This is a genomic window from Streptomyces bathyalis, from assembly GCF_015910445.1.
Classification (GTDB): Bacteria; Actinomycetota; Actinomycetes; order Streptomycetales; family Streptomycetaceae; genus Streptomyces; species Streptomyces bathyalis.
In genome coordinates, this window is sequence record NZ_CP048882.1 from 2,719,412 (window position 1) to 2,734,092 (window position 14,681).

The 14,681-nt window shown below is 72.3% G+C and carries 8 protein-coding genes; 3 read left to right on the plus strand and 5 right to left on the minus strand.

Annotation, left to right across the window (positions count from 1 at the left end; all coding sequences use genetic code 11):
* Nucleotides 1–231: 231 nt before the first annotated feature.
* Genes G4Z16_RS11665 through G4Z16_RS11675 form a run of 3 tightly spaced genes read right to left on the minus strand, consistent with a single transcriptional unit; the run spans nucleotide 232 to nucleotide 5,266 of the window.
* The gene (locus G4Z16_RS11665) at nucleotides 232–1,572 is read right to left on the minus strand and encodes a vWA domain-containing protein (protein WP_246530804.1); all 1,341 of its coding nucleotides are present in this window, start codon (nucleotides 1,570–1,572) and stop codon (nucleotides 232–234) included.
* Nucleotides 1,569–4,112, minus strand: a complete 2,544-nt coding sequence (locus G4Z16_RS11670) for a DUF5682 family protein (protein ID WP_246530805.1) — start codon at nucleotides 4,110–4,112, stop codon at nucleotides 1,569–1,571. Before G4Z16_RS11670 ends, G4Z16_RS11665 begins: the two co-directional genes overlap by 4 nt.
* Nucleotides 4,109–5,266, minus strand: coding sequence for an ATP-binding protein (locus tag G4Z16_RS11675; RefSeq protein WP_197350750.1), 1,158 nt, complete (start codon nucleotides 5,264–5,266; stop codon nucleotides 4,109–4,111). Before G4Z16_RS11675 ends, G4Z16_RS11670 begins: the two co-directional genes overlap by 4 nt.
* A 132-nt stretch (nucleotides 5,267–5,398) precedes the next feature.
* Here G4Z16_RS11675 and G4Z16_RS11680 point away from each other — a divergent pair, with 132 nt between their 5' ends.
* Nucleotides 5,399–6,961 carry an SWIM zinc finger family protein gene (locus G4Z16_RS11680; protein ID WP_197350751.1) on the plus strand — a complete coding sequence of 521 codons (1,563 nt, stop codon included), beginning with the start codon at nucleotides 5,399–5,401 and terminating at the stop codon, nucleotides 6,959–6,961.
* Nucleotides 6,962–7,034: 73 nt separating this feature from the next.
* Nucleotides 7,035–8,786, plus strand: a complete 1,752-nt coding sequence (locus tag G4Z16_RS11685) for a DUF5691 domain-containing protein (RefSeq protein WP_246530806.1) — start codon at nucleotides 7,035–7,037, stop codon at nucleotides 8,784–8,786.
* 29 nt (nucleotides 8,787–8,815) lie between these two features.
* Here the strand turns inward: G4Z16_RS11685 and icmB are convergent, their stop codons facing one another.
* A complete protein-coding gene (gene icmB / locus G4Z16_RS11690; RefSeq protein ID WP_028433932.1) occupies nucleotides 8,816–9,226 on the minus strand; it encodes a coenzyme B12-dependent isobutyryl CoA mutase small subunit in 411 nt (136 codons plus the stop codon).
* A 904-nt stretch (nucleotides 9,227–10,130) separates the two neighbouring features.
* Here icmB and G4Z16_RS11695 point away from each other — a divergent pair.
* Nucleotides 10,131–11,771, plus strand: a complete 1,641-nt coding sequence (locus tag G4Z16_RS11695) for a M23 family metallopeptidase (RefSeq protein ID WP_425508157.1) — start codon at nucleotides 10,131–10,133, stop codon at nucleotides 11,769–11,771.
* 202 nt (nucleotides 11,772–11,973) lie between these two features.
* Here G4Z16_RS11695 and pcrA read toward each other — a convergent pair whose 3' ends face one another.
* The gene (pcrA, locus tag G4Z16_RS11700; protein ID WP_197350753.1) at nucleotides 11,974–14,544 is read right to left on the minus strand and encodes a DNA helicase PcrA; all 2,571 of its coding nucleotides are present in this window, start codon (nucleotides 14,542–14,544) and stop codon (nucleotides 11,974–11,976) included.
* Nucleotides 14,545–14,681: the final 137 nt, after the last annotated feature.

The window sequence follows — 14,681 nt, forward strand, 5'->3', positions numbered from 1 at the left end:
GGCTGCTGACAAGGCAGGGGCCTTCCAGGCGGAGGGAATGCGGCCGCAGGCTGCTCAGGGGGCACAACTGCCCGCCGGGAACCCTGCGTTCCGGACAACGGAGATCCTTGCACGGATGCCGGTCCCCAACGCAACTGCCATCACAACTTGTTCACGTCCTGGCCACAGCGCTCCGCAGGGCCCGGCCATGACGCCTCCCGCACCGCCGTTTCGCCCCCCCCGGCTCTCGGGTCATTCATCCGGGACGGGGAGGGGCCGCTTCTCGATGGCCGCCGCCATCACCTCCGGGAAGTGGTCGGGCGTGCAGGCGAACGCGGGAGCTCCAAGTGCGGCGAGGGCACTCGCGTGGGAGCGGTCGTACGCCGGTGCGCCCTCGTCAGACAGGGCGAGAAGGGCGACGAACTGCACACCGGCCGCCTTCATCTGCGTCACCCGCTTGAGCATCTCGTCACGTATGCCGCCCTCGTAGAGGTCGCTGATGAGGACCACGACGGTCTCGGCGGGGCGGGTGATCTGCGACTGGCAGTACGCCAGCGCCCTGTTGATGTCCGTGCCGCCGCCGAGTTGTGTGCCGAAGAGCACGTCCACCGGATCGTCCAGCTCCTCCGTGAGGTCGACGACGCTGGTGTCGAAGGCGACGAGCCGCGTGTTCAGGGAGCGCATCGAGGCGAGCACCGCGCCGAAGACGGACGCATGGACGACCGACGCCGCCATGGACCCCGACTGGTCGATGCAGAGGACGACGTCCTTCTTGACCCCCCGCGACGCCCGCCCGTGACCGATGAGCCGTTCCGGGACGATGGTGCGGTGCTCGGGCAGATAGTTCTTGAGGTTGGCGCGGATGGTGCGGTCCCAGTCGATGTCCCGGTGACGTGGGCGGTGCACCTTGGCGGAGCGGTCGAGCGCGCCGGTGAGGGTGGAGCGTGTGCGTGCGGCGAGCTTCTTCTCCAGTTCGGCGACGACCTTGCGCACCACCGCGCGTGCCGTCTCCTTGCTGGTCTCCGGCATGGCCGCCTTCAGCGACAGGAGCGTGCCGACGAGGTGCACATCCGGCTCCACCGCCTCCAGCATCTCCGGCTCCAGCATCAGCGCGGACAGATTGAGCCGCTCGATGGCGTCGCGCTGCATCACCTGCACGACGGAACTGGGGAAGTACGTCCTGATGTCACCGAGCCAGCGCGCCACTTGGGGCGCCGATCCGCCGAGGCCACCGGTGCGCTCGCCGCGCCGCCCCTGCCCGGAGCCGGCACCGGGACCGCCCGCCGGTCCGCTGCCGTAGAGCGCCTGGAGCGTGCGGTCCATCGCCGCGTCGGCGCCGCTCAACTCGCGGCCGGTGCCGTCCGAACCACCGGAGCCGCCGAGCACCAGCCGCCAGCGGCGCAGCCGTTCGTCCGCGGGCGTGAGTCCGCCGGTGTCGGTGGGTGAGCCGTGGCCGTCGCCGCCGTGTGTGCCGTACGGCGCCGGTGTCGCGGGGACGTTGCCGTACGGGCCGGGGTTGCCGGGCGTCCCGGGGCGGGGCGTCCCGGGGCCGGGGTTGCCGGGCATGCTGTCTGTGCCGGGGCTGCCGGTCATAGGGGCGCCTCCTCCTGCTCCGTCGTGTGGTCGGCTCGCACGGCCTGTCCGAGCAGCAGGCGGAGAGTCGGCAGAACCGCGTCCGCGCGCGCCTCGTCCAGCCCGTACCCGAAGCCGGGCCGGACCGGGCGGAGCGGTGGCAGCGAACTGCCCGCGCCTCCGGGGCCGTTGTGTGCTCCGCCGGCGTCCGCCGCCGTCGAGAGGCCGCCACGCCGCACGAGTTCGCCGACGGTGCGCCGTACGCCGGAGTCGAATCCGGCGAACGTCCTGCGCAGCAGGGGCAGCACGTCGGTGAAGGCCTCACCGGGCACGGACGACAGCCAGCCGTCGACGAGGGCGAGCAGCCGTTCGTCGTGCACGAGCAGCATCCCGCCTCCGGCCAGGAAGCCCTCGATCCAAGCCGCGGCCTCGGGCGGTGACGTGCCCGGCGAGAGGGCGAGACCCATCAGCCGGCCGGCTTCCGCCTGCGCCAACTGGGCATCGTCCAGCAGCAGGCGCACACACCGGCCGCGGACCAGGCCCGGTATCCGGTCGCGCGAGGCGAGCTTGCGCAGGACTCCACGCCAGCGCGACTGCACTCCGCCCGCCGCATCCCCGGCAGCCCGCCGGCCCGGCACCGTGGACGTCCCGGCCGGGACGCCGGAGGGTTCGGCGCACGCCTGCGCCAGGAGCGCCATGGACTGATGGACGGCGTCGATGCGGTCACGCATCCGGGCCGCACCGTCCGCGTCCAGTCCCGAACACGCGGGCGGCAGCCCCACGCACACGCGTTCCGCCAGCCCGAGGGCGACCTCCGTGAGGGCCGCCGAGTCGGTGCCGCGCACGTTGCCGTACCTCAGCGAACGCACCAGCGCGGGCAGCGCCTCGGCGAGCCTGCCGACATCGGCGTCCAGCGCGGCACGGTCGGCGAGCGCCCTCATGACGACCCTCAGCGCATCGGGCAGCTCCGCCAGCAGGCAGCTCTCGGCCAGGGCCGTGACTTCCGCCAGGACGGTGGCCTCGGTGGCTCGGGACACCGCCTTGGCCGTCGCCGCGCCCTCCACCGTCGTGCCCCACACGCCCGCTTCCGCCGTACGCACCGACAACTCCGGTTCCCAGCACAGCCGCCAGCTCTCGCGGAACGTGCCGGTGCTGCCGGTACGGGCCCGCGCGGGCACCGCCCAGTCGATGTCCAGCAGGCGCAGCCGGTGCAGGAGCCTGCTGCGCGCCGAGTCCGTCTCCTTGCGCAGGTCGAGCTCCAACTCCCGCTCGGAGGCCTCCGGTTTGAGCCGCAGCGTGCGCTGCTGCCTGGCCAGGTCCCGCTGGAGCGGCACGGCGGGCGCTCCCTCCGGCACCTCCCCCAGCACCTCTCCGACGACGAGTTTGTCCCGCACGAGAGCGAGCGGCACGTCGGAGCCCTCGCACATCACGGCCCGCGTGGCGTCGACCGTTTCGGTCAGGCCCGCCAGGGGTCTGCCGCGCATGGCGGCGAGCGAATCGGCCAGCCGGACCGCCTCGATGACGTGGGCCGAGGAGATTCCGTAGTCCTCGGCGCGCAGCAGCCTGGCCACCTTCGTCATCCACCGCTCGACGACCCGGTCGGGCGAGGCGAAGAGGTGCTCGTACCAGCCGGGAGAGGTGATGCCCGCGCCGTAGCCGCTGCGGCGTGCGAGCCGCCGGTGCGTCCACGGCACCCAGGTGATCTCCGCCTTCACCTTCGGCAGGCCCCTGAGGGACTGCCTGTCGTCGGCGACCTTGGCCTTCGCCGCCAGCGCCGGCACATGCCACGCTCCGCACACGACGGCGACGTCACCCGGCCCGAACTCCCGGACGGCGTCGCGCAGACGCAGCCGCATGTGAGCCTCGCGCACCTGGTCGCGGTCGCGGCGGTGGCCGCCGCCGGCCTCGTCGGCCGGCTGGATCCCTTCGCTGCCGTGCTTCTCGCGGAGCGCAGCCATGGCCTCACCGAGCACCGCGAAGGGGGCGTACGGGTCGGAACCGGCCCGCGCCTCCCGGTGTTCGATCACGTCCTCCCACCACCGCTCGGCGTCGTCGTAGCCCGCGGCCTCGGCCAGAGCGGCGAGCGGATCGACGCGCAGCGCTTCGCCGTCGCCCTGCGCCGCCCCGTCCTCCGGATCCTCCCGGCCGGGCTTCCCGTCGTCCTCGCTTGTCCTCGCGTCGCCCCCTTCGCCGGCGAGCGCGAGCGCGTGCGCAGCGGGAAGGTCGATGAAGCGGACCGGGACCCCGTAGGCCAGCGCCCATCTGATCGCGACCCACTCCGGGGAGAACGCGGCGAGCGGCCAGAAGGCCGCCCTCCCCGGCTCGTCCAGGGCGTGGGCGAGGAGCGCCACGGGCGGACGCATGGCCTCGTCCCCCGCCAGCGCGACGATGCCGTCCGCCTCCGGCGGTCCCTCGACGAGAAGCGCTCGCGGCTGCCGTGCCTCCAGGGCGGCCCGCACGGCGCGTGCCGAGCCGGGCCCGTGGTGCCGTATGCCCAACAGCAGTGGCACGTCGCCCCGTTCGCCCGCGGGCCCGCCGGTGAGGACGTCCGCAACGGTCACGGGGAGACCTCTCGGCAGGCGCGGTAGAAGTCCTTCCAGCCGTCACGTTCCCGTACGACCGCCTCCAGGTACTCCTGCCACACGACGCGGTCGGAGGACGGGTCACGCACCACGGCGCCGAGCACACCGGCGGCCACGTCGCCCGCCCTGAGCACGCCGTCGCCGAAGTGGGCCGCCAGCGCCATCCCGCCGGTGACGACGGAGATCGCCTCCGCCGTGGAGAGCGTCCCGGACGGGGACTTGATCTTCGTGCGCCCGTCGGCCGTCACGCCCTCGCGCAGCTCCCGGAAGACCGTGACCACGCGCCGTATCTCCGCCGTGCCGTCGGCAGCTGCCGGCAGGTCGAGGGAGCGGCCGAGCTGGTCGACGCGGCGGGCGACGATGTCGACCTCGGCCTCCGCCGTCTCGGGCAGTGGAAGGACCACCGTGTTGAACCGGCGGCGCAGAGCGCTGGACAGCTCGTTCACCCCGCGGTCGCGGTCGTTCGCCGTCGCGATGAGGTTGAAGCCGCGCACGGCCTGCACCTCCCCGCCCAGTTCCGGTATCGGCAGGGTCTTCTCGGACAGCACGGTGATCAGGCTGTCCTGCACGTCGGCCGGAATGCGCGTCAGCTCCTCGACGCGCGCCGTCATGCCCTCCGCCATCGCACGCATCACGGGGCTGGGCACCAGGGCGTCGCGGCTCGGGCCGTGGGCGAGCAGCTGGGCGTAGTTCCACCCGTACCGGACGGCCTCCTCGGCGGTGCCCGCGGTGCCCTGCACCAGCAGGGTCGAATCACCGCTGACGGCGGCCGCGAGATGTTCCGACACCCAGGTCTTGGCGGTGCCGGGAACACCGAGGAGCAGCAGCGCACGGTCCGTCGCCAGCGTGCTGACGGCCACCTCGACGAGCCGGCGCGGGCCCACGTACTTCGGCGTGATCACCGTTCCTCCCCCAGACTTCGTCCGGGAGGTGCCCCCAGGCAGCACGCCGCCGAGCAGATACGTGGAGACCGCCCACGGCGAGAGGCGCCAGCGCTCCGGACGCGGCCTGTCGTCCGCCGCGGCGAGCGCCTTCAGCTCGCCGGCGAAGGCGTCCTCGGCGTGCGGCCGCAGCGCGGGCTGCTTCGCGGCGTCCACGGCACTGGAATCGGTCACGAGTCCCCCTCCACACATGGCGGTCGATGTGCCTTCAGCGTGCACCCCACCACTGACAGTCACCCCTTGCACCGCCCCTGAGCTGCGACGACGTCCTGCCGGGGCCTCGGCGGCGACGGATTGTCAGTGGCCCGCCGTACGGTCGGGACCATGACTGGACAGGGGGTCCGCTGGAGCGCGGAAGAGGTGCTGGCGCTCGCTCCTGACGACGCGTCACGCAGGGCAGGGAGCAAGCTCTCCTCGCCGGGCCCGTGGTCGGAAGCGGCGTCGGGCGCCGGTGCCGTATGGGGCCTGTGCAAGGGGAGCGGCAGCAAGCCGTACAGGACGGTGGTCGATCTCGGCGGGTACGGGGGCGACGGCGGTTCGGACGGGGCGACCGAAAGGGGCAGCGCGGGCGGGAGCGCGCTGAACGGGCCGGGATACAGCTGCAGTTGTCCCAGCCGGAAGTTCCCCTGCAAGCACGCGCTCGGGCTGCTGCTGCTCTGGGCCGGTGACCAGGCACAGGCTCAGGAGGAACCTCCGGAGTGGGCGGGCGAGTGGCTCAGCGGCCGCCGCGAACGGGCTGCCCGCAAGGCCGCGGGAGGGGAAGCGGGGCGGGCGAACTCCGGGGGTGCCACCGGTGGCGCGGGCAGCGGCGCCGGACGCCAGTCCGACCCGGAGGCCGCCCGGCGCCGCGCCGAGCGACGGTTGCGGCGCATCACCGCGGGCGCCACGGAGCTCGAGGAACGCCTCGCCGACATGCTGCACGGCGGTCTGGCAGGTGCGGAACAGGGCGGCTACACCCAGTGGGAGGAGACGGCTTCCCGCATGGTCGACGCCCAGGCTCCCGGACTGGCCGCACGCATACGGGAGTTGAGCGCCATCCCCGTATCCGGCCGCACGTCGTCGGAGGCCGAGGGTGCCCACGGGAGCTGGCCGGCGCGGCTGCTGTCGGAGTGTGCTCTTCTCCATCTGCTGAACCGGGCCGTCCTGTCTCTTGACGATCTCCCGGAGCCCCTCGCCGCGACGGTGCGCACCAGGGTCGGGCTCACCGTCGACTCCGCGGACGTGCTGGCGGGCGAGACCGGCGGCGACCCCGGTCGGGACGGCTCCGGCCGCAAGGTCCGCGACCGGTGGCTGGTGCTCGCTCAGCGGGACACGGAGGAGGGACGGCTGACGGCGAGGCGCATATGGCTCCACGGCCGGGAGTCGGGGCGTCCCGCGCTGCTGCTCTCGTACTCGGCGGGTGACCGCGCGCCCGAACAGACCCTGCGCGTCGGCTCGGTGATCGACGCGGAGCTGGCCTACTACCCGGGGGCCCGCCCGCTGCGCGCAGCACTGGGCGAGAGATACGCGGCTCCGGAGTCCGGCCCCGTTCCGGAAGGGGGCACGGTGACCGATGCGCTGGCCTCGTACGGGCGGGCCCTGTGCGACGACCCCTGGCTGGAGGCCTGGCCGGCGGTGCTGGGCAGCGTCGTCCCGACGCTCGACGACCGCGGCGGGGACGGGACACCCGTCGGCGGAGGCGACGGCCGCAGCGGCGGCGGTGTTCGGCAACTCGCGGACGCGGACGGCCAGTTCGCGCTCCCGATAGCCCCAGGCACTTCGCCCGCGGCCCTGTGGAGGCTCATGGCTGTATCGGGCGGCCGCCCCGTCACCGTCTTCGGCGAATGCGGCCACAAGGGCTTCGCCCCGTACACGGCCTGGAGCGAGGGAAAGGCGGTGCCGCTGTGAACGGAGCGACGGGCGCTGCCCGGCGGGCGCGTCGCCGTGGCGAGCCGCCCACGGCCCGGTGGAGGGGAGCGCGATGAACGCGGTACCGCTGACCAAGGACGGCCCGGACACCACGGACGGCGCCCGGGGCACTCCGGACGAGGCGTGGGGCGAGCTCGTCACGGCTGCGCTGCTCGGCAGCGAGCGGCGCACACCACCGGGCGGCAGCCCGGCGGCTCTGCTCGACGCGGCCGCGGTGGCGACCGTCCGGCACCGTGCGGGGCTGCTTCCCGCGCCCGCGCGTGCCCGGCCCGAACCGGCGCCCGAGGACCGGCGGCCCGCACTGCCGGCCCCGGCCGCCGACCGGCTGACGATGCTGCTCGCCGGACGTCCGGGGGCGAGCGGCCCCGGAGGCGGACGGCGGGGCGCGTCCCCCGACCTGACTGAGCTGCTTCCGCAGTGGTTGTCGGCAGCCAACGAGCACGGGTACCGCGCGCCGGACGCTCAGCTGCCCGCCTTGCTGGACACGGCCCGCGCCCGTACCGATCTCCGCGCGGAGACGCTGGCGTTCGCGGGTCCGCGCGCGTTGTGGCTGGCGCGCCTCAATCCGGACTGGAAGTTCGCGCTGCGCAACAGCGTGCCGCAGCACCGGGCCTCCCCCGGCGCGACGGCCCAGGCCGCGTCGGCGCGGAGCCGGCCGGACACCGAAGCGGCCCGACAGCTGTGGGACGAGGGGCTGTTCGCGGAGCGCGTCGCCCTGCTGGACTCGCTTCGCCGCAGCGATCCGGCAGCGGGGCTCGCCCTGCTCGCCGGTACCTGGGCAACGGAGCGAGCCGAGGACCGGCTGATGTTCCTCGACTCGCTCCGCGAGGGTCTCGGCCCCTCCGACGAGTCCTTTCTCGAGCAGGCGCTCAGCGACCGTTCCCGTACGGTGCGAGCCACCGCGGCCGAACTTCTCAGCACGCTGCCAGGTTCCGCGCTCGCCGCCCGCATGGCGGTACGGGCCCGCGCGTACGTCACGCAGGACCCTCTCGCGACGGAACCGCAGATAGCGGTCGAGGCTCCGCACGAGTGCGACGCGGACATGCAGCGCGACGGCGTGGCGCCCAAGCCCCCCTCGGGCCGCGGTGAACGTGCCTGGTGGCTCGGTCAGTTGGTGGAGGCGGCGCCGCTTTCGGCGTGGAGCGAGCAGTTCGGCGGGCGCGGCGCGCGGGAGATCGTGGACCTGCCGGTGGCGGACGAGTGGAAGCAGGATCTGCACGCGGCCTGGTGCCGTGCCGCTGCGCGGCAGCGCGACGTCGAGTGGTCACGGGCACTGATCGGGTCGCCGACAGCACCGCCGGCCGAGGGCCCGGGCGACGCGGCGAAACTCCTTGCGGTGCTTCCCGAGACGGAGCGCGCCGTGTGGGCGGCGGGATTCATCGAGTCGCACGGACTGTCGGAGGCGTTCCGCATGCTCGGCGTGTGTGCGGTGCCGTGGGCGGAGCCGCTGGGGCGGGCCGTGGTGGACGCCCTGGAGATCGCACGGGACGCGGGCAGCTATCCCTGGAGCTTCAGCGGCGTGCTGGGGCTGGCCGAACGCTGCCTCTCGCCGGCGGACGCGAGAAGGCTGGAACCGCTGGCCGCGGTGCCGGACGAGCCGGAGGGCGGTTCACCGGGAGCGGGCGCCTACTGGGCGGAGGCCTTCCAGCGGCTCGTGGCCACGCTTCATCTGCGCGCGGCGATGCACGCCGAGCTGCGAGGGGCAGCGGAAGGGCAGGGCGGACGCGGGGAACACGGCGAAGAGGGGCGAGGCGAAGGCGAGCTCGGGCAGCGGAGCGGCGTGGAAACCGGCGGGCAGCGGTGACCGGAGCGTGAGCGGTCAGCGGTCAGCGGTCAGGCAGCGAGCCGCCCGACGTTGGCGCGGATCCACTCGACGACCTCATTGGTCGTCGCGCCCGGAGTGAAGATCTCCGCGACACCGCTCTCCTTCAGCGGGGCGATGTCGTCCTCGGGGATGATGCCGCCGCCGAAGACCTTGATGTCCTCCGCGTCCCGCTCTCGCAGCAGCTCCAGCACCTTCGCGAAGAGCGTGTTGTGGGCGCCGGAGAGGATGGACATCCCGATCGCCTCGGCGTCCTCCTGGATCGCGGTGTCCACGATCTGCTCCGGCGTCTGGTGCAGCCCGGTGTAGATGACCTCCATGCCCGCGTCACGCAGCGCGCGTGCGATGACCTTCGCCCCGCGGTCATGACCGTCGAGCCCTGGCTTGGCGACCACCACGCGGATCGGACCCGACACACTCATCACTGCCTCCATCTCGACGGCTCTCCGGGGGTTGGTTCTACGACCCGGGGGTTGGTTCCACGACGGCGCTTCGTCATCCGTCCGCGGCGGACCGCGGAGGCCGTTCGCGACTGCCCGAGTGAACGAACGTTATCCCCAGCATCCCGCACCCTGGCGCTTCCGGTCGGCAAGCGAGGGGGAAATCACACGACGGCGGCTCCCAGGACGGACGTCCGCTCCGCGCGTCCGCACACCCGCGACGGACGCGCGCGGTCACGAGCGGCACACCGGCGGAGGGAGTACACCTGCCCCGGTTTGCCCCTTCATCACGTTCTCCCGGGCACTTCTCCACGATTTCTCCCCACCCATCCGGCAACCGTCCCCGGCGACCCGCACCGGCCGCCGGGCCGCCCCCCGGCGGCGGGCTCACCCGCTCCCCTCCACGCGCTCCGGACGTACTCCCGCTCGCAGGAAGCCGACCGAAGCGGAACGGGCCGAACTGGCCAGCCGCGCCCGGCTGTTCACCATGTTCGCGATGGCGCGCGGGAAGAGCCCGAACTCCCGGCAGCGGGGCGCACGGGAAGCCCGGCGCTCCAACACCACCCGCGCGTGGGCCCGTTGCGCCCCACCATGTCCGTCCGTGGCGAGGTCTCGGCGTATCTGCTTGCATCACACCGGAGTTGAGAGGCTTCAGCTCGCCCTCGGGCCCCCGTCCAGGCGATCTCCCGGCCCCCGGCAGCCGGGCCATTTCGTCGAACATTCATCGAACGCAACGCCAAATACCCGTGCGTAGAGCGCCGAAAGGCCACCGAATGCCCGTTTCTCCGGGCTCTAAAACCTGTTGAAGATTGTCGTCCTCACGTACCGCCGGGTACAGTCACCGCACTGCTCCGCCCCTGCTGTCGAGGCGAAAGAGAAGTTGGTGGTGAACGACAGTCACCCGTCGGGAAGCTCATTCCCGGCCGATACCTCTCACGGCTTCTCGTACGCGGCCTCCGGCACAGGCCAGTACGAGCAGGCGGCCTTCGGCACCTACGCACAGCAGGGCCACGGCCAGCCGGCTTCGTACGATGCCTACCCTTCGGGCGGTTTCGACAACCACGGCGCCTTCTACGACGAGGATCCGCTCTACGGTTCGATGTCCGGCTCCGGCACGGGCAACGACGGCGGCGCATGGATGTCGGGCACCTACGACGCCTACTCGGGCCACGACGCCTATCCGGGCCACGGCATGTACGACGCCGGGAGCTACGACACCGGCACGTACGACGCCAACGGGGCCTGGGCGGACGCCGGATTCCCGCACACCGCCGACGTCCCCGTCCAACCCGGCCCGGGCCAGATGGACTTCGACTCCGGCTGGAGCGGCGGCCAGTGGGACGCCTCGCAGTGGAACGGCCAGTGGGAGACGGGCAGCGAGTGGGGTTCCGCCGACGCCAACGGCGGCTGGGACGCCCACGCTTACGACCAGACGGCCGCCCAGAGCCCCGAGGGCGCGACGGGAGAGGCCTTCGAGGCGTACGACTCCTTCGACGCCTACGAGTCCTACGACGCGTACGAGCCCGGAGCGGCCGAGAGCTACGCCGTCCAGGAGCAGCAGCAACCGTCGTACGACGACGCGGCGTTCGCCCATGACGGGGAACCCGACGCCACCACCGCCTTCCCCGCCTTCGACGGCGGCTACGAGAACTACGACGGCTACGACGCCTACGGCACGGACTCCCCGGCGCAGTTCGCTGAGTCCGGCGGGCAGCACGACGACGTACACGGCCACGCATCGGAGGGTCACGGAGACCTCGGGACTCCCGACGTCCGCCCTGAGCGGGACTTGAGGGTCGCGAACCTGCCTGGCAGGCGCCGCTCTCCCAGGCCCAGGCGCTCCGCACTCCTCACTGTCGCCGTCCCGTCCGTCGCTGTGATGGGCGTGGCCGCTGCCGCGGCGGCGTCCGTCGCGGGCAACGCCCCGCAGGACGACACGACGACGCAGGCATCCGCCCCCGTCCAGCCGGTCAACAAGAAGCTCGACACCCAGCTCGCCGGACTCTCTGCCGACGCCGACGACTTCGCGGACCGGGCCAGCCGCACGCAGGAGCGTCTGGACCTCCAGGCCCGCCAGGAGGCGGAGCGCAAGCGCAAGGCCAGGGAGGCCGCCCGCAAGGAGGCGCTGCGTCCCAAGTTCGCGCTTCCCGTCAAGGAGCACGGCCTGAGCGCCACTTACGGGCAGGCCGGTCTCAACTGGATGTCCGTGCACTCGGGAATCGACTTCCCTGTCAGCGAGGGCACCCCGGTCATGGCGGCGACCGACGGCACCGTCACCACCAAGTACGACGTGTCCTTCGGCAACATGGCCGTCGTGACGGCGCCCGACGGCACCGAGACCTGGTACTGCCACCTCAGCAGCACCAAGATCCGTGGCGGTCAGGTCAAGGCCGGCGACACCATCGGCTACTCGGGCACCTCGGGCAACTCCACCGGACCGCACCTGCACTTCGAGGTCCACCCCGGCGGCGGCGACGCCATAGACCCGCTCCCGTGGCTGCGCGGCAAGGGCCTGGACCCCCAGTAGGGGCCCTGGGCAAGCCTGACGCGATCCTTCCGGCCTCTGAGCCGTGAGCCGGTCCCGCGCGGCCGCCGAGCAGGCTCCCGGTGCGGGCGCTGTGTGCGCACCGGCCCGTCCGTGAGTACCGTCGTCCCCGTGCGAACCCGCGCTCCTCGTGACGGCTGCGGTTCTCGTGCGCGCCGGCACTCGTCGTGAGCGCCCGCGCCCCCTACAGCTTCTGCACCGGCGCGTAACGCAGCAGCAGCCGCTTGGGCTTCTCGCCGCCGAAGTCGATCGTCGCTTCCGCGTTGTCGCCGCTGCCCTTCACCGCGACGACCCTGCCGAGCCCGAAGGTGTCGTGCGTGACCCTGTCGCCGACCGCCAGCGAGACGACGGGACGGTCCGACGTGCGCCGCGTCGCGAAGCCGCTGGGCCCGCCACGCCGCTCCCCGCCACCCAAGGCGCCCGCGCGGGCGGCCAGGGACGCCCCGGCGCCCAGCCCCGAGCCGATGCCGCCGCCACCGCTCGCGCCGCCTCCGGCCGCGGCTCCCGTGCGCTTCCAGTCCACGTAGTGGTCCGGGATCTCCTCCAGGAAGCGCGACGGCGGGTTGTACGAGGGCTGCCCCCACACGCTCCGCAGCACCGACCGCGTCAGATAGAGCCGCTTGCGCGCACGCGTGATGCCCACGTACGCCAGCCGCCGCTCCTCCTCCAGTTCCTTCGTCTGCCCCAGGGCCCGCATGTGCGGGAAGACGCCGTCCTCCATGCCCGTGAGGAAGACCACGGGGAACTCCAGCCCCTTGGCCGTGTGCAGCGTCATGAGGGTGATGACGCCGCTCTCCTCCCCTGCCTCCTCGTCCGGGATCTGGTCGGAGTCCGCGACGAGGGCCACCTGTTCCAGGAAGTCGGCGAGCGTGCCCGGCTCGTCCTCGCCCCGCTCCTGCTCGAATTCCAGGGCCACGGCGGCCAGTTCCTGGAGGTTCTCGATGCGCGTCTCGTCCTGCGGATCGGTGGAGGACTGCAACTCGGCGAGATAGCCGGTCTGCTCCAGAACCGCCTCGAGCACGGTGGCGGGCCCCGCTCCGGACTCGACGACCGTGCGCAGCTCCTCCATCAGTACGTTGAAGCGGCGCACGGCGTTGGCCGAACGGGCGGCCATCCCGTAGGCCTCGTCGACGCGGGCGAGCGCCTGCGGGAAGGTGATCTTCTCGCGGAGCGCGAGCGCTTCGATCATTGCCTCGGCGCGGTCGCCGATGCCGCGCTTGGGCACGTTCAGGATGCGGCGCAGCGGCACCGTGTCCTCCGGGTTGGCCAGCACCCGCAGATAGGCCAGCACGTCCCGGACCTCACGGCGCTCGTAGAAGCGGACACCGCCGACGACCTTGTACGGCAGCCCGACGCGGATGAAGACCTCTTCGAAGACACGCGACTGTGCGTTCGTGCGGTAGAAGACCGCCACGTCGCCGGCCCTGGCCTCGCCCGCGTCGGTGAGCCTGTCGATCTCGTCGGCGACGAACTGCGCCTCGTCGTGCTCCGTGTCCGACACGTAGCCGGTGATGCGGGCACCCGCGCCGGACTCCGTCCACAGGTTCTTGGGGCGGCGGTTCTCGTTCCGCTCGATCACGGCGTTTGCGGCGCTGAGGATCGTCTGCGTGGAGCGGTAGTTCTGCTCGAGGAGGATCGTCGTGGCGTCCGGATAGTCCTCCTCGAATTGGAGGATGTTGCGGATCGTGGCACCGCGGAAGGCGTAGATGGACTGGTCGGCGTCGCCGACCACGCACAGCTCGGCCATCGGAGGCGCCGGCCGCTCCTCCTGCTCCTCGCCGCCTTCCTCGTCCCCGGCGCGGGGCTGCTGTTCGGCCGGTTCGCCGGTGCCGACGAGCTCGCGCACCAGCATGTACTGGGCGTGGTTGGTGTCCTGGTACTCGTCGACGAGGACGTGGCGGAAGCGGCGCCGGTAGTGCTCGGCGACGTCCGGGAACGCCTGGAGCAGATGGACGGTCGTCATGATGATGTCGTCGAAGTCCAGCGCGTTGGCCTCGCGCAGCCGCGCCTGGTACATCGTGTACGCCTCGGCGAGAGTTTTCTCATAGTTGTCGGACGCCTGCCCGGAGAACTCCTCGTCGTCGATCAGCTCGTTCTTGAGGTTGGAGATCTTCGCGCTGAACGCCTTCGGCGGATACCGCTTCGGGTCCAGGTCGAGGTCCCGGCACACCAGCGCCATCAGCCGCTTGGAGTCGGCCGCGTCGTAGATCGAGAAGGACGAGGTGAAGCCGAGCTTCTTGCTCTCACGGCGCAGGATGCGTACGCACGCGCTGTGGAAGGTGGACACCCACATCGACTGGGCGCGGGGGCCGATGAGTTCCTCGACGCGCTCCTTCATCTCGCCTGCCGCCTTGTTGGTGAAGGTGATGGCGAGAATCTGCCCGGGATGGACATGGCGTGCCGAGAGGAGGTGCGCGATGCGGTGCGTGAGCACACGGGTCTTGCCGGAGCCGGCGCCCGCGACGATCAGCAGCGGCGTACCGGAGTGCACGACGGCCGCGCGCTGCGACTCGTTCAGCTCCGCCAGCAGCGCTTCCGGGTCGACGACCGTACGGGGTGAGCCGCCCCTGTGGTACGAGGACGAGCCTCCCGTGCCGCCTCCGTAACGGCCGCCGGGCCCTTCGCCGGAGCCGTTTCCGGGGCCGCCCGAAGGCCCGTCGGAACTGCTCGGGCCGTCCTGCCCGGGAGAGGCACTGTCCTGCGCGCGCACGGGTGCGAGGTCCGCCAGAAAGCTGTCGTCGAAGAGGCTGCTCATCGTCGTAGAAGTCTAGATTGCCGCGCCGACACCGCACCGCCACTCCCCTCACGGGATAACGAACAGATATCGGACGTATCACCTAACGGCCTTCACAGACGCCCCACATCTCGCTACCGTGCCGTGCCAGGCGGTCC